General features: G+C 64.8%; 16 protein-coding genes. 10 read left to right on the forward strand and 6 right to left on the reverse strand.

The window, feature by feature from the left end:
- Nucleotides 1–37 precede the first annotated feature (37 nt).
- Genes NA4_RS01820 through NA4_RS01830 form a run of 3 tightly spaced genes read left to right on the forward strand, consistent with a single transcriptional unit; the run spans nucleotide 38 to nucleotide 3,368 of the window.
- On the forward strand, nucleotides 38–892 hold the full coding sequence (locus NA4_RS01820) for an alpha/beta fold hydrolase (RefSeq protein WP_067462803.1): 855 nt from the start codon (nucleotides 38–40) through the stop codon (nucleotides 890–892).
- Nucleotides 889–1,785 (forward strand): alpha/beta fold hydrolase, encoded by an 897-nt coding sequence (locus NA4_RS01825; protein WP_067462805.1) that lies wholly within the window; start codon nucleotides 889–891, stop codon nucleotides 1,783–1,785. The genes NA4_RS01820 and NA4_RS01825 overlap by 4 nt, the downstream gene beginning before the upstream one ends.
- Nucleotides 1,782–3,368, forward strand: a complete 1,587-nt coding sequence (locus NA4_RS01830) for an FAD-dependent oxidoreductase (protein ID WP_067462808.1) — start codon at nucleotides 1,782–1,784, stop codon at nucleotides 3,366–3,368. Before NA4_RS01825 ends, NA4_RS01830 begins: the two co-directional genes overlap by 4 nt.
- Nucleotides 3,369–4,160: 792 nt before the next feature.
- Here NA4_RS01830 and NA4_RS43565 read toward each other — a convergent pair.
- From NA4_RS43565 to NA4_RS01855, 4 genes are all read right to left on the reverse strand, one after another.
- Complete coding sequence (locus NA4_RS43565) at nucleotides 4,161–4,820, reverse strand: YceI family protein (protein WP_084496714.1); 660 nt, start codon at nucleotides 4,818–4,820, stop codon at nucleotides 4,161–4,163.
- Nucleotides 4,765–6,087 (reverse strand): bifunctional 3-(3-hydroxy-phenyl)propionate/3-hydroxycinnamic acid hydroxylase, encoded by a 1,323-nt coding sequence (locus NA4_RS01845; protein WP_067462817.1) that lies wholly within the window; start codon nucleotides 6,085–6,087, stop codon nucleotides 4,765–4,767. Before NA4_RS01845 ends, NA4_RS43565 begins: the two co-directional genes overlap by 56 nt.
- Nucleotides 6,084–7,430, reverse strand: a complete 1,347-nt coding sequence (locus NA4_RS01850) for an amidohydrolase family protein (protein WP_067462820.1) — start codon at nucleotides 7,428–7,430, stop codon at nucleotides 6,084–6,086. Before NA4_RS01850 ends, NA4_RS01845 begins: the two co-directional genes overlap by 4 nt.
- A 233-nt stretch (nucleotides 7,431–7,663) precedes the next feature.
- The gene (locus NA4_RS01855) at nucleotides 7,664–8,866 is read right to left on the reverse strand and encodes an MFS transporter (RefSeq protein WP_067462823.1); all 1,203 of its coding nucleotides are present in this window, start codon (nucleotides 8,864–8,866) and stop codon (nucleotides 7,664–7,666) included.
- Nucleotides 8,867–9,277: 411 nt separating this feature from the next.
- Here NA4_RS01855 and NA4_RS01860 point away from each other — a divergent pair, with 411 nt between their 5' ends.
- From NA4_RS01860 to NA4_RS01875, 4 genes are all read left to right on the forward strand, one after another.
- Nucleotides 9,278–10,378 (forward strand): zinc-dependent alcohol dehydrogenase, encoded by a 1,101-nt coding sequence (locus NA4_RS01860; RefSeq protein ID WP_067462826.1) that lies wholly within the window; start codon nucleotides 9,278–9,280, stop codon nucleotides 10,376–10,378.
- Nucleotides 10,368–11,549, forward strand: coding sequence for a DUF3500 domain-containing protein (locus tag NA4_RS01865; RefSeq protein WP_218022229.1), 1,182 nt, complete (start codon nucleotides 10,368–10,370; stop codon nucleotides 11,547–11,549). The genes NA4_RS01860 and NA4_RS01865 overlap by 11 nt, the downstream gene beginning before the upstream one ends.
- A 9-nt stretch (nucleotides 11,550–11,558) precedes the next feature.
- Complete coding sequence (locus NA4_RS01870) at nucleotides 11,559–12,350, forward strand: HpcH/HpaI aldolase family protein (RefSeq protein WP_067462828.1); 792 nt, start codon at nucleotides 11,559–11,561, stop codon at nucleotides 12,348–12,350.
- Between the two features lie 85 nt (nucleotides 12,351–12,435).
- On the forward strand, nucleotides 12,436–13,347 hold the full coding sequence (locus NA4_RS01875; protein WP_084496715.1) for a LysR family transcriptional regulator: 912 nt from the start codon (nucleotides 12,436–12,438) through the stop codon (nucleotides 13,345–13,347).
- 49 nt (nucleotides 13,348–13,396) lie between these two features.
- Here the strand turns inward: NA4_RS01875 and NA4_RS01880 are convergent, their stop codons facing one another.
- Nucleotides 13,397–13,906, reverse strand: coding sequence for an Lrp/AsnC family transcriptional regulator (locus NA4_RS01880; RefSeq protein WP_067462832.1), 510 nt, complete (start codon nucleotides 13,904–13,906; stop codon nucleotides 13,397–13,399).
- 272 nt (nucleotides 13,907–14,178) lie between these two features.
- Between NA4_RS01880 and NA4_RS01885 the strand changes: the two genes are divergently transcribed.
- From NA4_RS01885 to NA4_RS38585, 3 genes are all read left to right on the forward strand, one after another.
- Nucleotides 14,179–16,509 carry a thiamine pyrophosphate-binding protein gene (locus tag NA4_RS01885; RefSeq protein ID WP_067462835.1) on the forward strand — a complete coding sequence of 777 codons (2,331 nt, stop codon included), beginning with the start codon at nucleotides 14,179–14,181 and terminating at the stop codon, nucleotides 16,507–16,509.
- Nucleotides 16,510–16,773: 264 nt separating this feature from the next.
- Nucleotides 16,774–20,013, forward strand: a complete 3,240-nt coding sequence (locus tag NA4_RS01890) for a protein kinase domain-containing protein (protein WP_281179965.1) — start codon at nucleotides 16,774–16,776, stop codon at nucleotides 20,011–20,013.
- Between the two features lie 663 nt (nucleotides 20,014–20,676).
- On the forward strand, nucleotides 20,677–20,883 hold the full coding sequence (locus tag NA4_RS38585; RefSeq protein ID WP_218022230.1) for a TetR family transcriptional regulator: 207 nt from the start codon (nucleotides 20,677–20,679) through the stop codon (nucleotides 20,881–20,883).
- Between the two features lie 136 nt (nucleotides 20,884–21,019).
- Here the strand turns inward: NA4_RS38585 and NA4_RS01895 are convergent, their stop codons facing one another.
- Complete coding sequence (locus NA4_RS01895; RefSeq protein WP_067462841.1) at nucleotides 21,020–21,574, reverse strand: alpha/beta fold hydrolase; 555 nt, start codon at nucleotides 21,572–21,574, stop codon at nucleotides 21,020–21,022.
- Between the last annotated feature and the right edge of the window lie 9 nt (nucleotides 21,575–21,583).

Genomic DNA, 21,583 nt, shown 5'->3' on the forward strand with positions numbered 1-21,583 from the left:
TGACCTGCGGTCATGTACCGGCAACACTGTAACCATTATGAGTAGACGAGCAGCCGCCGATGATTACATCGACCCTGATTCGCGCTTCGCGATCGCCGAGGGCCGTAACCTCCACTACAAGCGGGCCGGGACGGGGGCTGCGGTGTTGCTTCTGCATGGCAGCGGCTCCTCGCTGCACTGCTTCGACGAGGTGGCCGCGGCGTTGTCGTCGTCGTTCGATGTGATTCGCCCGGATCTGCCCGGCTTCGGGCTCACGGGTCGGCGCGCCGACCGGGACTACCGGATACCGGCCTACGCCGAGACGGTCGCCGCGTTCTTGGACGCCATCGGGGTCTCCAAGGCGTCGGTGGTCGGCAATTCGCTCGGTGGCAATATCGCCTGGAACTTCGCGCTGGATCATCCGCAGCGGGTGGAGCGGCTGGTGTTGATCAATGCCACCGGTTACCCGGGCAAGTCGTTGCCGTTGGCGCTGCGCCTGGCGCGTAACCCGATCGGTCGGGTGTTGATGCGGAATTTGGCGTCTCGCTCGGCCACCGAACGGAATCTGCGCTCGGCGGTCGGGTCGCGCAAGTCGGTGGTGGATGACGCGATGGTCGACCGGGTGCACGCGATGCTGAACCGGCCCGGCAACCAAGAGGCGTTCATCGACTTCGCCAACACCGACCAGATCGACCGCACCGCTGAGATTCCCGCCATCACAGCGCCGACGCTGGTGCTGCGCAGCGCGTCGGTCGACGGACAGTTTTTCACGCGCGATATCCCGGGCAGCCTCGAACGGATTCATCCCAGCGGTGGCCACCTGCTCCCCGACGAAGATCCGGAATGGGTGGCCAGCGCGCTACTGAACTTTTTGACGACCGAGGCGAACTCGCCGAAGAAGGGAAAGTCATGAAGTATTTCGTGGTGCCCGGCGAAACCCGTCAGCTGGACCAGGCCACACGTGCCGAACTGCGTGGTGACTTCATCGAATGCGGCGACGGGATCACGCATTACGAGATGGCCGGGCCCGACGGCGGAGAGGTCGTCGTGTTCGCGGGTAGCCTGACCACCCCGCTGTTCTACTGGGATCAACTCGCCGGCGAGCTGCATTCGCGCGGATTCCGCACCGTTGCCTACAGTCCGTACGGACGCGGCTATTCCGATCGCGTACGGGCCACCTACGATGAGGCCCTGTTCGTGCGGCAAATCGTCGACTTGACTCAGCGTCTGGATCTGGCCGAACCTTTCCACCTCGTCGGAGCTTCGATGGGTGCGTTGGTGGCTATGGCTTTCGCTCAACGCCACACCGACCGCATCGCCACCTTCACCTTGGCCGGTCCCGCGGGCCTGCAGCCCACGCCCGCCTTCGCCCGCTTGCTGCGTCAGGAGATGTTGGGCACCTTTCTGGCGAAGAAGCTGGGCAGCAAAATGCTCGACCGGCACCTGTCCCACAATGTCCGGGATCCGCAGCAGTCCGCGGCGCTCACGGCGATGGTGCGCGAGTGCTACCAGTTCGAGGGCTCGATCTACGCCTTGGCCGCCACGATCGCCGACTTCCCGCTGGGTGGCCGTCAGGACCTCTACCGGCGAACCGGGACACTGCCGTTTCCGAAGATGTTGCTGTGGGGCGACGAAGATCAAGTGACCCCGATCACGAGCTTCGATGAGGTGTCCGCATTGTTCGCGCCGGCCGAAGCGCACATTGTCTCGCCGTGCGGGCACATGGTCCCTTACGAGGAGCCCGCCCGGATGAGTCTGCTTTTCACCGCATTTGCCGAAGCTGCCAGGAAAGGGTCGTCACGATGAATACAGAGTCGAGCACTCGACTGATCGACGTTCTGGTCGTCGGCGGTGGGCCGACCGGCACCGCCTTGGCGATCGATCTGACCCGCCGCGGACTGGCGGTGCGGATCATCGACAAAGCCGCGAGGTCTTTCGATGGTTCGCGCGCCAAGGGAGTCCAGCCGCGCAGTCTGGAAGTGCTCGAGGACCTGGGCGTCCTCGACGATATCCGCGCCGGCGGAGCCGAGTACCCGCTGTTGGGCATTCATGCGGGTCCGCTGACGATTCCGTGGCATATGATCTCCCGCAACGAGCTGACATCCGATGTGCCACACCCGAATACGTGGTTGATTCCGCAGTTCCGCACCGATGCCGCGCTGCGCGCCGGACTGCAGCGGCTGGGCGTGTCGGTCGAATCGAAACGCGAATTGGTCGGATTCGAGCAATTCCGGGATGCGGTCGTGGCGACGGTCGCCGGCGGCGACGGTGTCGAAGAGATCGGCGCTCGCTACCTTGTCGGCGCGGATGGTGGGGCGAGCACGGTCCGCAAAACAGCGGACATCGGCTTCGAAGGCAAGACCGACGAAGCCGATCGAATGATCATCGTCGACGCCATGGTGGACGGTCTTTCCCGGAATCGCTGGCACGTATGGCCGCGTCCGGGCGGCCGGTTCGTCGGTGCGTGCCCGCTACCGCACTCCGATCTCTTTCAGGTGATGATCCGCCTGCAACCCGGTGAGGAGCCCGCTCTCGACGAGGACAGCCTGAACGCGCGCATCCGCAAACAGACCGGCGACGACCGCCTGCGCTTGTCGAACATCGGCTGGACATCGGTATTCCGCCCCAACATTCGCCTGGCGGAACGGTACCGGGCAGGGCGGGTATTCATCGCCGGTGACGCCGCTCATGTCCATCCCCCCGCGGGCGCGCAAGGACTCAATACCGGTTTGCAGGATGCCTACAACCTGGGCTGGAAACTGGGCCAGGTGCTCGCGGGTGCGCCGGACAGTCTGCTCGACACCTACGAGGCCGAGCGGCAGCCGATCGCGGCCGGGGTTTTGGGGTTGGCGACCAAGAAGTACGAGGGCTTGGCCAAACTCGACCCGTCGTCGATCAAGCGCGGCGATGACGAACGCCAGCTCGGCCTGCACTACCGCGGCGGCCCGCTGGTCACGGCCGATGCCGAACAAACCGGAACGCTGCGAGTCGGCGACCGCGCACCGGACGCGAAACTGCTGAACGCGGCCGGGGGAGCGCAGCGCCTGTTCGACCTCTTTTCCGGACCGCATTTCACCGCCATCGGCTACGGCCGCGCGGCCGCCGAGGAACTGGCCGCATTGACGTGGCCGTCGGCGGGCGCGGGACTGAAAAAGGTCGCCATCAATGGCGGTGAGCAGGTGGACGCCGATGTCGTGCTCGTCGACATCACCGAGTCCTTCGCCCAGATCTACGGCGTGGCCGACACCGCACTCCTGTTGATCCGCCCCGACGGCTACATCGGCTCCATCGCCACCACCGACATGGCTCGGGCAACCCTGGCACACGCCACCGCGATGACCCCAGCCGTCGATGCCCCCGCCGTACCCAATGTCGGGGGAAAAGGGTGAATCTCGGCAACGTCCTGCGTGGAACGGCTGCGTCGCGACCTGACGAGCTTCGGACACCGAATGCCCGAAGAAGATCGGGCTGCCATCAGCGCCGCTGAGGGCGTTTTATCAGTTTGGAAATGCGATGTGGCATCTGATGGTCGATTTCGGTATCGGTTCACCATTGCATTTCGTTGCCTCCTACGAGGCGGCTGTGACGTTCGCGCGGGAGGCCATCGAAGGAGGTTGGGCTCGGGCCGTCGCTGTCGATGATCGAGTGGACCAGAGCTATCCCGTTATGCCGTGCCAATGCCTGTTTTCGACGCCGAGCGGGCCGGATCCCGCGTACACGTTCAAAAACGCCGGTTGACGGCTGCCCGGGCCACCAGGGCAGCCGTTCGACCAACGTTGTTCGATGCGAGCGTCGGCAATGCTCGGCCAGACTGTCCAGCCCGAAATTCGAACGCGGGTTAGATGAGTGAGATCGCCGACCGGGTAGCCACCAGCCTCGGATTCACCCCTCGTGCCGTGGCTCGTACCGGGCAGGTGACCGCCGCCCTGCTGTTCGCGATGGAAGGCCTGGGCGTAGCCCTTGTGCCCAATAATGTCCTGCCCGGCGGCTGGACACAGCACACCAGACGAATCGGCCCCGGTGTCTACCGCGAGATCGTCGCCTGCAGCCGCAGCGCGCCGACCCAACTGGCCCAACGGTATCGGGACTTACTCGTCTCCCTCGAGCTTCCGCTCACCGCGGCGACGGATCTTCCGGCAGATGCGCTGCGCTGTCAGCGGCCACGGTTCGTGCGCGCGAGATCAGTAGGAGGCAAGCGGGCGGGTGCGCTCGGTTCCCGGGTGGGCGAGGATGAGACGGCCTCGGATCTCGAGGTCGAGCTTGGGGCGGACCATGTCGAGTGGAGCCGCGAAGCCATAGGCGGACAGGTCGATCCGCGCTTTCGTCGCGGCGGCGATTTCGGGGCCGTCCGGTTCGAGTTCGACGTCGATCTGCATTTCGGTGGTGGTGCCGCGAACGGTCAGCTTGCCTGCTACCGCGAGTCGCTCTGGGCCGCGACTGATGGCGTCGCCATGGAACGAGATCAGTGGGTGGTTTCGCACGTTTAGGAACTCCGGCGCGCATAGATGCCTGTCTCGCATTCCGAGACCGGTCGCGATGCTAGCGGCGTGAAGTTCCAGCAGCACCGTGGCCGATCCATCCTTACCCCAGGTCAACGAGCCGGATGCGCTACGAAAGCGGCCGGTTACCGGGAGCAGCCCCCACAGCCCGCGGGCGAAGAACCTGATGTCCGCGGTTGCGGGATCGAGTTTCCAGACACCGGTTCGCTCGACCGCCTCGGTGTGTTGCTGAGCAGCCGATTCATCTGATATCTGCGGCATCAACTTCCTCAGCGTGCTGTCGAGCTCAATTGACGAGGGCGTCCCAGCCGATGATGCGCCAACCAGAGCCCGAGATGTCATCGAGGCGGTGCTCCGCGCCGCAGAACGTCCGCACGATCGGCTGCGGAAATAAGCGGCCAACCGGCGAGCGCAGCGATGGTGGTGCCAAAAGCAAGCCGCGTCGGTACCGCGCTGGCGGGCGCCAGCGGCCTTGGCGAACGCGTTCCCGTAATGGCGGGACACGCAGGAGCGTCTCGCCCACCCCGTCGCGAATCGCCGCCGCCCACCGCGATTGCATGGTGACCAGATGGCCGACCCGGACCGACAGCTTGGTTATCGCGTCGGCGTGCGGACGCCGCTCGGCCTCGTAGGAGTCGAGGATCCGCAGTGGCGCACCGGCGTTCACCACGGCAGCGATTTTCCAGCTGAGGTTAGTGACATCCCGGATTCCCGAGTTCAGACCCTGACCGATCATGGGAGGCATCAGGTGGGCGGCGTCGCCGCACAGCAACACCCTCCCGACCCGCCAATGCTCGGCGCTCTTGGCTCGGAAGGTGTAGATGAGATGACGCAGGATCTCCGCGGTGTCGGGGTCCGCATCCTCAGCGATCACTCGCCGCGCGGCTCGTGGTGTCAGGATTTCTTCTTGGTCCTCCCACGGCATCACCTTGCGTTCCCAGCGGTGCCCACCAGCGGCGAGCCGTCCGGTCAGGCGGGGTGCCGCCGGGTCCAGCGTCATCTGAAAATACGGGAGATGTGTGACCGGCTCCGGTAGCTTCGCGTCGACGATGAGCCACGTGTCGGTGTATGCGGATCCGGCGAGCTCGACGCCGATCGCTGCCCGGGTCGTACTGTTTGCGCCATCGCAGCCGACAACGAAGCGTGCGCGCGCGTTACCGGTCCCGCCGTCGGCATCACAAAACGTGAGTTCGACGCCTTCGTCGTCCTGGGTCAACCCGGTGAGCCGGTGACCCAGGCGGATATCGACGTCCGGGTACTCCGCAATGGCCGCCCGAAGTTGCTTATCCAGCAACGGCTGGTAGATCGCCGATATCCACGGATGCCCTTGGATTTGCTCCGTCGGCAGCGTCGTCGCGACAACCTTGCCGCCAGCCGACACCCACTGGGCTCCGGCCCCGAGGAGCATGTCGGGAACGGCGCGCTCGTACACTCCCGCTTTCTGCAGCGTGCGCAGCGCTTCTCCATCGAGAACGCCGACGCGCGGGTTGGGGTATACGTCGCTCTCGCGCTCGAGTACCAGTACCGTCAACCCCGCACGCGCCAGCAGCAGCGCCGCCAGCTCACCGACCGGACCCAGGCCGATCACGGCAACGTCGAACGTGGTCATGACAGGTGTCGGCAACCCGTGAAAAGGATGTCGGTAGCTCGCGAACGACTCACGAGGCCAACCGCCGATCGTTCGAGGTGCTGCAGTACCGATTCGACGTCCACGCCGAGCAGTCGGCCATCGCGCTTGACGATTCGTCCATCCACGATCACGGTGTCGACGTTGCTGGTGTCCATGTGCTGCACCACGGCGCCCGCCGCATGATTGACCGGTCCGGCGTTGAGTGTGCGTGCGTTCAACGCGATGACGTCCGCCCGTTTGCCCGGGGTGAGAGACCCGACGAGATGGTCGAGATGAGCCCCTTGGGCTCCGCCGAGCGTTGCCATTCGGAGTATGTCCCGCACCGTGACCGGCTGAACGTCGGGTGAGTTGCTCTGCATCGCCGCCTGGATGCGGCTGCGCTGCCAGTGGTAGGCCGCGCGCATCTGGGAGAAGAAGTCGACGGGTGCGATGCCGACGGTGTCCGTGCCGAAACTTGTCGGGATGCCATGTTCGAGGGCCGTTTGCAAGGCCGGCTGGCCCATGGCGAGCGATTGCTCTGCGCTGGTGGAGACCGATACCTTGCCGCCGGTTCGTTCGATGGCTCGCCATGCGGCGTCTTCGAGACCGAGGCAGTGGATGTAGGTGATCCAGGGGCCGAGCAGTCCCTCCTTCTCGAACTGCTCGAGTACATGACCCCAGCTGGTGTCATTGACATGCGCGAACATCGGCAGACCGAGGTCTCGGGCAAGCTCGAACAAGTCCTCATCGACGTGATAGCCGAGGGCCAGGCGGACGAGCGTTCCCTCCTCGACCGGACCGGCGTTCTCGATGAGGCGACGGATGTCTTCTGGATGGGCATACGACGGGTCCGGCTCGTGATCGCCGAGTGAGGGCGAGAAGCTGAAGACGCATCGGATTCCGGATCGGCGGATTCCTTCGAGCGCGGCGTCGGTGTGTTCGGGGGTATACGAGCATTGCGATGTGTCGACGACGGTCGTGGTTCCCGCGGCCAGGTTCTCCAGTGCCCCACCGAATTGGCCCCAGTAGACGTCCTCGGGGGTGTACTGGTGGAACAGCGCGTCGGCTCCAGCCCGCGATTGCATGAAGTAGTCCAGGTCGAGGGCATCGGCCCAGTACGAGCGCAAAGCGGTCTGGAACATGTGGTGATGCGAGTTCACGAAACCGGGAAGGACGATCTTGCCCGCGCAGTCGAGCACCTGCGCATCGGCGGTCAGGTCCTGCCCCACCTCGACGATCCTGCCGTCCTCGATGAGCACATCGCCGCGTTCGTGATCACCCAGCTCTTCGTCCATCGTCAGGACGATCCCGCCGCGCAGCAGCAAGCGACCTGCGGAATTCATGACCGCCTCCAATCGGACACACAACGTGGGTTGCAAAGCGCCTTTGCCATAATGGGAACAGTGTTGCCGTTATCATGCTCGGTGTCAATATAGCGGCGGCACCTCGGCAACAGAGACGGCGGCAATCGCGTAGGCCCGCGCGCGTCGAAGTCGGCGGGACGCTGTGCACCCTCGGCGCCGGACGCGATGACGAGCGAAAGGTCTTGACTTGATGTTTGCTTCACTGCCAGCCGCTACTGGGCTGCGGCACCACTGCAGGTGAGGGCGGGGGCCGAAGCTGGTCCGGGATCCGACGTTGCAGCGCGAACGGTGCCGAGCAATGACACCGTGGCCACGGCGCCGAGGATTGCTCCGAAGACGATGCCGATGTGGGAAAGGTTCCAGTGCTGGGCGGCCAACCCCACGCCCAAGGCGGGAACGGAGATCGCGAAATAGGCCACGACGAAATAGGTGGAGGCGATTTCGCCGCGCTGCGATGGCGGAGCCGCTTCCACTACCGCGCCCAGTCCCTTGCTGAAGCTCGTGCCCTGTCCGACGCCGGCGATCACCGCGGCCGCGATGAGGATCGGCACCGACCGGGCGCTGAGCGCCGCGCCGACAAGTGCGGCGCTGAGTATCAGCGCTGTACAACCGAGGATCATGGCGTTGGGAACGGGCAGCGCCCTGGTGAGGACTTGGGCAGCCGCGGAGGCGGCGAACGTCGAGGAAACCAGCAACCCGGCAATAGCCTGGTTGTGAACGTGCAGAGATTGATTCAGAAACGTCGGCACCACCGACGCGAACAGGCCGATCACGCAGAACCCGGCGAACGCCGCCGTCGCCGCACGAATGAACACCTGCCGTGCCTCCGGCGGAATCGACAGCCGCTGCACGGTCGGCCGAGACCGAGGCTGTGCCGCAACGGTCTCATTCGTCTGCCGGATTGCGAGTACAGCCAAGCCGACCATCGCCAAGTGTACGGCGAAAACGCATCGCAGCGGCCATGGGCCGTATTGGATGAGCGCACCCGACAGCGTCGGCCCAATACCCAATCCGCCGATGTTCGCGACACCGGCGACCACGTGGGCTCGGGTTTTCCACCTCGCGGGTGCGGCTTCGACGATCATGGCGGTCGCGGTACCGGTGAAGATACCGGCCGACAGTCCCGACAGCGCCCGCCCGAGCAGCAACTGCCACACCGATCCCGCGGTAAGGAACACCAGCGAACTGGCTGCGGAAAACGCCAGTCCGGCGATGAGCAGTGGTCGACGTCCGAGCACGTCCGACCACCGGCCGAACAGAATCAGTGCCGCGACGACCCCGGCGGCGTACATCGCGAAAATCGCCGTGGACATGCTGATGGAGAATCCGAGCTCGGCGGCGTACGAGGTGTACATCGGCGTCGGCATCGTCGTACCGAGCATGACAACCGCGAAGGCGTAACCAACCCGCACCATCGACCTATCGCGCCGACCGCGCGCGCCTGTGAGGCGCAAATCTGACTTGACCGCTAATCGAGTCTCCATAATGGCACCAGCGTCCACGCTATCGCCGCTAATGTCCAGCTATATCGGCAACGATGTGTCCGATATTACTCGGAGCGGTATCGAAGCGGTCGACGCAGATCGGTGCCAACCGGAATTTGCGCCGGACCTGAGCTCGAGCAGGATTTCACAGCCAAGCTCTCCCGTCCCCAGGCGAGCCGCGCCGACGCTTCGTAAGCGGTGACCCACGCGACGGACGTCACGAGCATCTATAGGTGTTGCCTATGCGTGTCTCGCGCTTCTGGTCTTGGACTTGCCGACGACGGGGCCCACACAATCGAGGACAACCGGTTTTCTGCTCGAATTTCAACTGAAAGGTTGCAGATGCCCTCTGAGACAATGTTGGCTGCCGTGCTCGGCGAGCCCGGGACGATCGCAACCACGCGGTTGCCTGTGCCCGAGGTAGGACCGGACGACGTCCTGGTCCAGGTCCGCCGGGCATCGCTGTGTGGTTCGGACCTCAAGATTCGAAGTCGGAAGTTCTTCGCCGGTGACGGACCGCCTCCGGGAACCTTTGTCCCCGGGCACGAGTACGCGGGTGTGGTGGCTGCGGTGGGGAGCAGCGTCGACGAGTTTTCGGTTGGTGACCGGGTCGTGACCGAGGCGCATCGCGGCTGTATGCGATGCGTCAACTGTCTCTCGGGTTCCTATACCGATTGCCTGAACTCCGGCAAGCGGGACAAAGGGCATCGGTCACAGGGAATGACGGTCAACGGCGGGTTCGCCGAATATGTGGTCAATCATGTGTCCACCCTGCATCGGCTGCCGGATTCCGTTGATTTCGATGCGGCGGTAATTCTCACCACTGTCGGCTCGGTTATGCACGCCTTCGATGTCCTCGGCTCCCTCGTCGTCGGCGCGAGTGTCGCCGTGATCGGCCCCGGGCCCATCGGGCTGCTGGCGGTTCAGGTCGCCCGCCAACTCGGAGCCGACCCGGTGGCTCTGGTGGGTACCAGGTCGAGCCGGTTGGCACTCGGCAAGCAGTTCGGCGCCGACATGGTGCTCAACTCGCGCGAGGTGGACGCCGTCGCCGCGGTACGCGATCTCACCGGTGGGCGCGGCGCCGATATCGTCCTCGAGTGCTCGGGCGCCGCGCCCGCTGTCGATCAGGCGATCCATATGGCCAAGCGGTCCGGCAAAGTCGTGCTCGTGGGATTTTTCGAGCAGCCGGTGCTGGCCGACCTCAACCATGCCGTCATGAACGGAATCTCATTGCAGACCGTTCGTGGCGAAGGAACGGGCTCTGTCGCACGAGCCGTTTCCCTGGCAAGCCAGGGAAGACTGAACACCGACGCACTCGTGACACACCATTTCGCACTCGGCGACATCGGAGAAGCGTTCGACACCTACGCCGAACGCAGAGGCGATGCCATCAAGGTGATGCTCGATGTGTCCGACGATGGGGAACCGATCCATGGTCGGTAGCGTCCCGGATTCGGTGATGTCGGCTGCGATCGACGAACCACGGCAGTCGGTGGCCGCCGCGATGGCGAGCGCCGCCACGGCATGGCTGGACGCGCTGACCTCCGGTCAGCGTGCCGCCGCGCTGTTCGATTCCCCGCTGGTGCCCGACGCCGAAGCAGAGCGAGTGCGGTGGTACTACACGCCGACCGACCATGGCGGGCTCGCACTAGGTCACCAGCTGGCGCATCAGCAGAGCCTGGCGATGCAGTTGGTGGCGTCGGGACTGTCCGAGGCCGGGTACGCCACTGTCGCGACCGTGGTCGGTCTGGAGAACATCCTGGACCGGGTCGAAGGCTGGAAGGCCCGCTGGGCTCGGCAACGTGGCCGCGATCCCGGACTGTACTGGCTCAGGGTGTTCGGCGTGCCGGGTGACCAGGTGTGGGGTTGGCGCTTCGGCGGTCATCACATCTCGCTCAACAACCTCATCGTCGGCGGCCGTCTGGTGTCGACGACACCCTGCTTCATCGGCGCCGACCCGGCAAGCACCTTGTTCCTGGGTGGGTCGCCGCTACGGCCGCTCGGCGGGATCGAGGATGTCGCACGGAACCTCTTCAGGTCCTTCGACGCGGAACAGCGCGAACAGGCATTGCTGCACGAGTCCGCGATATCGGACATCGTGTCCGGGAACCGAGCCCGCGTGACACATGGCGACACCATGATGCATATGCAGGATCTATGGCGCGGCAAGTTCGCGGACCCCGCGCTGAACAAGCTTGTCGATGACGTCGACCGGAACGCGGAAGAGGCCAGCGGGTACACCGAAGCCGATCACGCTGCCCTGGCGATTTCCGTTCCGCCCAAGGGAATCAGTGCGCGAAACCTCGACCCCACGCAGCGTGGCGAGCTCCGACGACTGATCGCGCTGTATACCGGCCGTGTACCGGCCGCAATGGCAGAGGTACACGCCGCGCGCTACGCAACCGACGCGGTGCTCGACGTCACCTGGTTCGGCTGGGCGGGTGGTATGGCACCCGATGATCCCCACTACTACCGGATACAAGGCCCGGACCTGCTCATCGAGTACGACAACACGCAACGTCACGCGAATCACGCGCACGCCGTATGGCGGGATCTGTCCGCTGACTTCGGCTTCGACACCCTTGCCGAACATCGAAAGAATCACTCCCATTGAAGAGGCACTATGACGACCAATTCGACGACAAGCGCGACCGGATTCGCTGAGCGGTTACGGTCCGGGCGACAGACCATCGGCTACTGGGTGGTGTGCGACAACCCGGTGGCCACCGAACGGATCGCCATGTCCGGCTACGACTATGTCTGTCTCGACGCCCAGCACGGCCTGATCGAATATCGGGGCGTGCTGGCCGGAATCACCGCGATCGACGCCGCAGGCACCGGCACGGCCGCGCTGGTCCGGGTGCAAGCCAACGATCGGTTCTGGATTGCCCAGGCACTCGACGCGGGTGCCCGCGGTGTTATCGTGCCGATGGTCGATACGGCGGCTGAGGCCGAAGCCGCGGTGGCGGCCTGTCGTTTCCCGCCGGTTGGCCACCGTAGTAACGGGGCCCTGCGCGCGGGGCTGCGCATCGGGCCGTCGCCGGCCGGGGCCAACGCCGAGATCGCCTGCGTGGTGATGATCGAGACCGTATCCGGACTACGCAATGCCGCCGAGATCGCGTCGGTTCCCGGCGTCGACGCGATCTACATCGGACCATCGGATCTGCGCCTCGCACTCGGCGGCACCACCCCCACCGACCCCGCAGTCGACGCCGAGTTCGACGACGCACTCCGCACCGTGCTGAAGGCTGCCGCAGCGGCAGGAAAAGCAGTAGGCATCCATTGCCCGGACGGCGTCACCGCCGCGCGCCGACTAGCCGAAGGCTTCAACTACGTCAGCATCGCCAACGACCTGGTGCACCTGGAACAGGCTGTCGCAAGCCACCTCGCGCAGGTGCCTGACGGATCCGACTAGCCAATGTGCCCAATCACGCCAACCCTGAGACCGAGACCCAGGCCCATATAGACAAAGCCGATCGGGGCTCGTAGCGTGCGGACTCGTGAATCTACGACGGCTTCAATACTTTGTGGCGGTCTGTGAGCTGAAGTCGTTCACCATGGCGGCCGAGCGGCTTTTCATCGCTCAACCGTCACTTTCCCAGCAGATAAAGCGTCTGGAAACAGATCTGAAGGTCACGCTGCTCGATCGCACGGCGCAGGGTATCCGGCCCACTCCCGCGGGCCGGGCACTGCTGCCCGTGGCGCGAGATATTCTCGCCGTCGTCGAGCGGGCCGAACAGGCAGTTGATGATGCGCGGACGGGGCGACGAGGCGATCTGGAGGTGCTCACCGTCCGATCGGTGGCCAACGCCATCCTTCCATCGGGCATCGCCGTCTGGCACGAAAGGTTTCCCGAGGTCGTGCTCGAGATCAAGGATTACCCGCATGCCACAGCGATGGAGGCCGCGTTCCGTGCTGGTGAAGGCGATCTGGCGATCGGTCCTCGAACGGGGTTATCCGGCGCCGATGTGGCCTCCATCGGATTCGAAGAACTGGTTCTTGTCGCCGGGCCAGACAGCGGTGTATCGACCGGCGCGCCACTGACATTGGCGGATCTGAAGGGCCATCAGTGGGTGCTGTTCGACAAGGAGAACGGGCTGACCCGGGTGATCAGGACACTCTGCGCCGCAGCCGGATTCGAACCGCTCGCCGCGGTCTGGACCATGCAGGTCCAGGCCGCGTTGGAGCTGGCATCCAGCGGTGTGGCGGTTACGCTGGTCCCCGACAATGCGGTACACGGGGAATATCGTCGCTTCGCCCGGTCGTTGACACCGCCGATTTACCGCGAAATCTGCGCGTACTCCCGACCCGGTTCCCGGTACCTGTCCGATGCTTACGTCGACATCCTCTGCCGAGCCCAGTCGCAACTGTTGGTGCGCGCTGATCTTCCGCAGTCCTGTTCCCTCACCTGAGCCGCACCACTTGCGGGCGTGCGAGGCTGTCCCAGGCTTCGATGTGGTCTCACCGTGAATCGGGTTGACGTTCGTCCTGCGCGGCACTGGCCAGTGCGGCGACCAACGGATTGATGCGGTAGTCGACCAGTTCGCGCATAACCAGTGCGGTACTGGTGCGTTTGACGCCTTTGATGTCGAGGATCTGACCAGCCACCCGGTAGAGGTCATCCGCGTCGCGGGCTGCCACATGAATGAGCAGATCGGCGACACCGCTGAGTCCGTGTACTTCGAGGACTTCCGGAATGTCGGCGAGTGCCGCCGCGACAGCGGCGAGTTTGCGCTGGGTGACGTTGGTGAGGACAAATGCTTGCAGTGGGTAGCCCAGCGCCAGCGGATCGATGCGCCGCTCGAACGAGTGCAGCGAGCCGGCGGCGTCGAGCTTGCTCAGGCGCGCCTGCACAGTGTTTCGTGACAGTCCGGTCTCGGCGGCAAGAGCCAGCACGGTCGCCCGCGGAGCGTCGGCGAGCGCGAGCAGGATCCGCGCGTCGATCTGGTCGACGGTGTGCGTGCTTGGCATTGTGATAACCCCGGTCTTGTCGGAACGGATCCCTCGGATGCAATCTGATCAACTCGAGGTACAAGTATTGCGCAGAAGACGCTGAGTTGCTGCACTGGACGGTAGTTCTGCACAACAGGACGGTCATTGGAGGGCGATCCGCCCGATTCCCGGCTGAATCCCGATTCGGGCGCACAACGTCCATGAGCAATCCGGATCCGGTCACTGTGTCCCCCCGACCGAGAGTTCGAATACGCATGGTCGCAAGAAATTTGGTGCGAGGAGAAGTCCCGATGAACGCCCTGGCCGTCGATCCTGAAGCCCAGAGCTTCGGTGCGCCCTGTCCCGAAGCGCTCGAGGCGATTCAGCAACGAGTGCTGTGGCTGTCCACGGCGATGATCCACCATGCCAATCGGGTACGCCCCAACCCGAGTGGGCTCAAGGTCGGGGGTCATCAAGCGTCGTGCGCGTCGATGGTGTCGATCATGACTGCACTGTGGTTCGAGCACCTCCGGCCAGGTGACCGCGTGTCGGTCAAGCCCCACGCGTCCCCGGTCCTGCACAGCATCAACTATCTGCTGGGCGAACTCGACGAGTCGTACATGACCGCATTGCGCGAGTTCGGTGGATTGCAGTCCTACCCGAGCCGGGCCAAAGACCCCGACCCCGTCGACTACTCGACCGGATCGGTCGGAATCGGAGCAACCGCTCCGATCTGGGGAGCGATGGCGCGCCGGTATGTCAACACCATCGGCGGTGGCGCCGGCACCGGTCGCCAGTACTCCCTGGTCGGCGACGCCGAACTCGACGAAGGCGCGGTGTGGGAAGCCATCCTCGATCCCGGCATCGTCGATTTGGGCGAGGTGGTGTGGATCGTCGATCTCAACCGGCAATCTCTCGATCGTGTGGTACCCAACATCGCCGCACGCAGGCTCGAGAAGATGTTCGAGGCGGCGGGCTGGCAAGTGATCACCGTGAAATTCGGGCAGCTACTCGAGACGCTGTTCGCCCGACCCGGCGGAGCCGAGCTCCGGGACCGGATCCTGGATATGCCGAACCCGGAGTATCAACGGCTGCTGCGCTGCGACGCCGACGAACTACGCGCCCGGCTGCCCGGCACCGGGAACGGGAGCACAGAAATCACACAGCTGATCGCAGGGATCGACAACCAAACGTTGACCGCGGCGATCCGCAACCTCGGCGGCCACGACCTCGCGGCGTTGTCCGCGGCGTACCGGCAGATCGATGACACACGGCCCACCATCATCTTCGCCTACACCATCAAAGGTTACGGATTGCCCATCCAGGGCCACCCCCAAAACCACTCGTCACTACTGAGCGTCGACGAGTACGCCCAGCTGGCAGGCGAATTGGGCATGGACCCCCATTCACCCTGGGAGAGATTCGAGGTCGGCACCGCACCCGGACGCGTCTGCACTATGGTCGCGGAACGGCTGCGTCGCGACCCGATCAGCACTGCCCGACCCGCCACGATTCCGTCCGATTTCGGCCGCACTCCCAAGAGCACCGCGACTACGCAATCAGCGCTCGGGCGGGTGTTACTCGACTTGACCCGGGCGGCGCCCGACGCGGCGAAACGTGTCGTCACAGTGAGTCCGGACGTGAGTTCCACGACCAACCTCGCCGGGTGGGTGAACAAGGTCGGGGTGTGGTCGTCGGCAGAACGACACAACTGGTTCGCCGACGACGCCGAGACAATCCTGCATTGGCGCGAAAAGCCCACCGGCCAGCACATGGAACTGGGCATCGCGGAAACGAACCTCGTCGGCCTGATCGGCGAACTCGGCGCAACCTGGAGTCGATGGGGACAGCCGCTGCTCCCCATTGGAGTTCTCTACGATCCTTTCGTAGAACGCGCCCTCGAACCCTGGTCGTATGGCATCTACGCCGGCGGCCAATCCATACTTGTCGGCACTCCGTCCGGCGTCACCCTGGCCGCCGAGGGCGGAGCACACCAATCCATCAAGACACCCTCGATCGGCCTCGAACAACCGGGCTGTGTCAGCTACGAACCCGCATTCTCCATCGACGTCGAGTGGACGTTGCTCGCTTGTCTGTCCCGCCTCGGGCGGCCGGACGGCTCCTCGGCCTACCTTCGCCTGTCGACCCGGCCCGTCGACCAGACGCTGGCAGCAGTCCCATCGGACCCCGCTGCACGCGAACGCCGCCGCCGACAGGTCGTCGCCGGTGGCTACCCACTGGTCCGTCACGACGACGCCAAGGTGACCATCGCGGCAATGGGCGCGATGATGACCGAGGCCCTCGCCGCCGCAGCACGGCTCACGCACACAGGGGTCCCCGCCGACGTCCTCTGCATCACCAGCCCCGGCCTGCTGTTCCAAGCAATCCAGGCACGCCAAGGCCGAGGCACCGGCGAGACCTGGATTCTCGATCAACTCTTCCCTTCCGATCGCGCCACCCCGCTGCTCACGGTCCTCGACGGCCACCCACACACGCTGGCTTTCCTGTCCGGGATCAATCGGGTGCGCCACACCGCATTGGGTGTCTCACGGTTCGGGCAGGCCGGCTCCCTCGACGACGTCTACCGCTATCACGGCATCGACTCCGACAGCATTGTGCGCGCCGCTCTCGATCTACTTTGACAGGTGTCGCAAGGGTGGGCCGGGCTGAAGCGTCATTTTGAAGGAATCGCCGGCGCGGGCGTGGCGAGCGAGGTCCACCGCTTTTCCGGGCGAGGGCGCTCTCGGCTGAAAGCCGACAAGGGTGGCCCGTGCACTGTGGTCGGCGATACGCTGGGCATTGTCGAAAGGTAAGTGCATGGTGCCCGATGTTCGTGCACGTATGGAGTGGACTGCCCACCGCTGATGGTCGACGATGATTCACTGCGGACCCAACGTGACGTGAATATGCCCGTCTCAGTGGAGTTGAGCGCGTCCGGATTCGAGGACGCCGAAGAGATCGGCCGCGGTGGTTTCGGTGTGGTCTATCGGTGCACGCAGGTGGCCTTGGACCGCACGGTTGCGGTGAAGGTGCTGGCCGCCGAGCTGGAGGAAGACAACCAGACGCGGTTTTTACGCGAGCAGAAGGCGATGGGTCGGTTGACCGGGCATCCGAACATCGTCACGGTGCTCCAAGTGGGTGTCACCGCGAGCGGGCGGCCTTATCTGGTGATGCCGTATCACCCGTTGGATTCGATGGATGCGTGGGTTCGTCGGCAGGGTCCGATGCCGGTGCAGACCGTGTTGTGGATCGGGGTGAAGATGGCGGGTGCGCTCGAGAGCGCTCATCGGCTCGGGATCGTGCATCGGGATGTGAAGCCGGGCAATATTCTGCTGACCGATTACGGGGAGCCGGCGTTGACCGATTTCGGTATCGCCCGCATTGTCGGCGGGTTCGAGACGGCCACGGGTATCTTGACCGCTTCTCCGGCGTTCACCGCACCGGAGGTGCTCGGCGGCGAGACGCCGACTGCGGCGGCGGATGTCTACGGTCTGGGTGCGACCTTGTTCTGCGCGCTGACCGGGCATGCCGCGTATGAACGGCGTAGTGGTGAGCAGGTGGTGGCGCAGTTCTTGCGGATCACCAGCCAGCCGGTGCCAGACCTGCGCGAGGGTGGTATTCCCGATGATGTGGCGGCGGTGGTGGAATCGGCGATGAACCGGGATTCGCAGCAGCGGCCGTCGGCGGCGGAGATCGGCGAGGCGATCCGGCAGGTACAGCGCCACCACGGATATCCGGTGGGCGAGATGGCTCTGCACGGAAAACGGGTTGCAGCCCAAGGGATGTGGGACCATACGCCGTCGATGCCGGAATCGGCCCCGTGGCAGATCGGAGAGGGTCGCAGCAGCACTGGTGAGCTGCCGCTCGAGTTGACCAGCTTCATCGACCGTCGCACTGAGACGGCGGAGATCAAGAACCTGCTGTCGGTGTCGCGGTTGGTGACGTTGGCGGGGATCGGTGGGGTCGGCAAGACCCGGCTGGCGCTGCGGGCGGCGTCGAATGCCCGACGCGATGTCGCCGACGGAGTGTGGATGATCGATCTCGCCGACGTGCGGGACCAGGTGTCGCTGGTCGATGTCGTGGCGGCCGGTATGGGGATGAGAGACGATTCGGCTCAGCCGATGCGGCAGGTGCTGGTCGAGTTCCTGCGTTCCCGGGAGACGCTCCTTGTTCTGGACAATGGCGAGCAGGTTGTCCAAGCGTTGGCGGAGCTCGCCGCGGAATTGTTGCTAGCGTGTCCGAGCGTGCGGATTCTGGTCACCAGCCGCGAGCCGTTGGACGTTGCCGGCGAATCGGTGCTGCGGGTGCGGCCGCTGACCGTTCCTAGCCCCGATGTCGAGCCGACGTTGCGCGGACTGCCCAAATACGATGCGGTGAATTTGTTCGCCGATCGCGCTGCGGCGGTGGTGCCCGGTTTCGCGGTTACCGACGCCAACAAGGCCGCGGTGGTCGGGATCTGTTCGCGGTTGGACGGGTTGCCGCTGGCGATCGAACTCGCCGCGGCTCGGATGCGCGCGATGTCGCCCGAGCAGATCCTGCAGCGGCTGACCGACCGGTACGCGCTGCTGACCCGCGGTAGCCGCACCGCGCCGAGGCGGCAACAGACGCTGCGGTGGTGCATCGACTGGAGCTACCAGTTGTGCACGCCGGTCGAGCAGCGGTTGTGGGCCCGGTCGTCGGCGTTCGCCGGCGGTTTCGAACTCGATGCCGCCGAACAGGTGTGCGGTGCCGACCTCGCGCCGGAGAATCTGCTGGATGCCTTGTCCTCCCTGGTCGACAAATCGATTGTGAACCGCAACGAAGTGGATGGCGTCGTGCGTTTCCGGATGCTCGAGACCATTCGCGACTACGGGCGCGAGCAGTTGCAAGAGTCCGGCGAAGACCGGGAGCTGCGTCGACGACACCGCGACTGGTGCCAGCGGTTGGTGCTGGATTCGGTGGCGGACTGGTTCAGTGTCCGCCAGCCCGACTGGCTGGCTCGCCTTGATCGCGAGCAGCCGAATCTGCGGGTTGCCCTCGAGTTCTCCCTCTCCGAGGACAGTGCGGACTCGGCCGATGCCGGGCTGCGCACCGCCAATGCGCTATTCGGGTTCTGGAGCTTTCGGGGTCGGTACGGTGAAGGTCGACGGTGGCTCGACCGCGCCCTGGCCAACCCGGACGCGGGCTCGATATCCGACCGTGTCAAGGCGCTCGAGGCCGGCATTATCATGGCCACGGCGCAGCGGGACCTTCGATCGGCAGCGTCACTACTGGAGCAGGCGCGCGCCCTCGCCGAACAGGATCCCACTCCCATGAACCAGGCGCTGATCGCCTACGCCGACGGCATGCTGGCGCTTTATCGAGACGACCCCGCTCGCGCAGTCTCCTTCTTCGAGCGTGCCGTGGAGGCATTCAGCTCGAATAGGCGAGGGTACCTATACATTTCCGCGTTGATGCTGCTCGGTTGGGCCTACACAGCGCAGGGCGATATACCGCGGGCAATCGAATGTCACGAGCAAATGCTGTCTATTACCGAAGAATGCGGTGAATCACTTTATCGGTCGAGTGCGCTGTGGGGGTTGGGCCTTGCAACATGGCTGCAAGGCGAGGGGTCTCATGCACAGCAGTTGCTGCAGGAATCGCTGCGAGTCAACCAGCGCATGCGCAGCCCCGTCGTAGCGGCGCTCGATCTCGAGGGGCTGGCCTGGACCGTCGCCGATGAGGACGGTGAGCGCGCGGCCGTGCTGATGGGTGCCGCGGAGAATCTTCTGCGGTCCTCCGCGTCTGGATTTGCTGTCTTCCCGGCGGCGACCCAAGTTCACGACGAATGCGAGCGCACGGTGCGTCGCACGCTCGGCGGACGACGATTCGATACCGCCTTCCGGCGCGGCCAGGCCATGGAACACAACGCCGCAGTGACCTACGCACTGGGTGAGGCGCCGCCCGCCACCGCGCTCGCTTCGCAGCTGACATTGACCAAGCGCGAACGGCAGGTCGCAGAGCTTATTGCCCAGGGACTCACCAACAAGCAGATTGCCGCGAAATTGGTGATCTCGCAGCGCACCGCGGACGGGCATGTCGAACGTATCCTGACCAAACTCGGATTCACCTCCCGCGCGCAGATTGCGGCCTGGATCGCGGACGAGGCCCAGCGCGAGCGTTCCTGACCGCACTGACAAGGATCTCGGGCGGTGGTCGTCTTCGCTCCGCGAAAGCCTTGGCAGCCGGGTGCGTGGGCATGCTAACCACCACCTTCAGCGGAGGGGGGCTGTGGGTGAGGCTGGAAACCGTGATCGGGAGTTCAAAGACGTTTCTAAATCTCAGGGTGTGACCCGCTGTTGACACCGGCCGCAATAACGGTGACATTGTTGCCGATATGGTGGGTCGAATTCGCAACTCGCTCTGGCAGGAGCGACCGTCCGAAAAATCCGTCGACGCAGTCGCTGTCAGGGTCGACCTAGCTGGTGTCGACCCGGCGCGCAACACAACACTGAGCGTTGACCCAGAGATGTCTCAGTCTGCCCTAGCATGGTCATGCTCGAGCTTCATGATCGACCGCGACATCGCCACCTGCCGATATTGGCGCGCTCATATGAGCGGCGTGATGTGTTCTGGCACGCCGAGCAGCGCTTTCCGTAGGTGTCCGACGACAGGATGACCGCGAGCCGGGCGGCTACGTCGGAGTCACGCCCTCGCTGCGCCAGCGGTGCGAAGGCCGCTGTGAGTGCGATCTTTCACAAGTTGAATCTAGGTCAATGAAATAGAATCAATTTGTTCTCGATGGGAGGACGCCGGGGAGGGCAAGGCCCCGGCGGAGGGGTAGGATGCCGATGGCCGCCACACGGGCCGGTACTCGCGGAACAGCGCGAGCTGCGCAAGCCAGTGAAACCCGCCAACGGTTACTCGATGCGGCGGTACGGCTGTTCGCCGAGCGCGGCTACGACGAGGTAGCCGTCGCCGACATCGCTGAGGCCGCGGGGGTCGCCCACGGCCTGCTGTATCACCACTTCGGCAACAAGCGCGAGATCTCGGCGTAGGCGTCGAGACGGAGCTCGCGAAGGCCGCCGAGACCGTGCCCCATCACGAGAACGGGGTGCGGGCCAGAGCGGTGGGGGAGATATAGCCAGGCACTGCCCTCGGTGCCGTGAGAATCGAAGGTGATGTCCAATCGCGTCATTGTGCGGAGTCCTCCTTGGGCAGGAAGGCGGCGAGCGAGTCGGCGACGAGGGACGGTTGGCTCAAGGTCTGCTGATGAGAGGTTCCAGGCAGCTGCTGGTAGCTGGCGCCGGGGATGCGCTTGGCGATACCGGCCATGATGTCAGGGGTGGCCGAAGTGTCGTCCGCACCGGCCAGCACCAGCGTGGGCAGGGCAAGTTCCTCGAGTTGCTGTTGCGCGTCGAGAGTGGCGTAGGCGCGCCAGGCAGCGGCCCAGTCTGCTGGCATGGTCCGGCGCAGATGTTCGCGCGCGTAGCGCACACCCCATGCGTTGGTCGCCAGTTCGGCGCTGGTGAACCAGCGAGTCAGGGTGGGAACGACCTGTGCCTCCATACCCTCGGTCTCGGCTGCGCGAGCGCGGTCCTCGAATGAGGGCAGCGGTGCATCGACAGTGGCCAGCAGCGCCAGCGACGCGAACCGGTTCCGGTGTCGCACTGCGGCGGTCTGCGCGACTGCCCCACCCATCGACAGACCGACCAGATGCACCGTGTCCAAGCCGAGTGCGAGTGACAAACCTCTTCT

Origin of the sequence: Nocardia amamiensis NBRC 102102, from assembly GCF_001612745.1 — a bacterium.
Taxonomy (GTDB): domain Bacteria; phylum Actinomycetota; class Actinomycetes; order Mycobacteriales; family Mycobacteriaceae; genus Nocardia; species Nocardia amamiensis.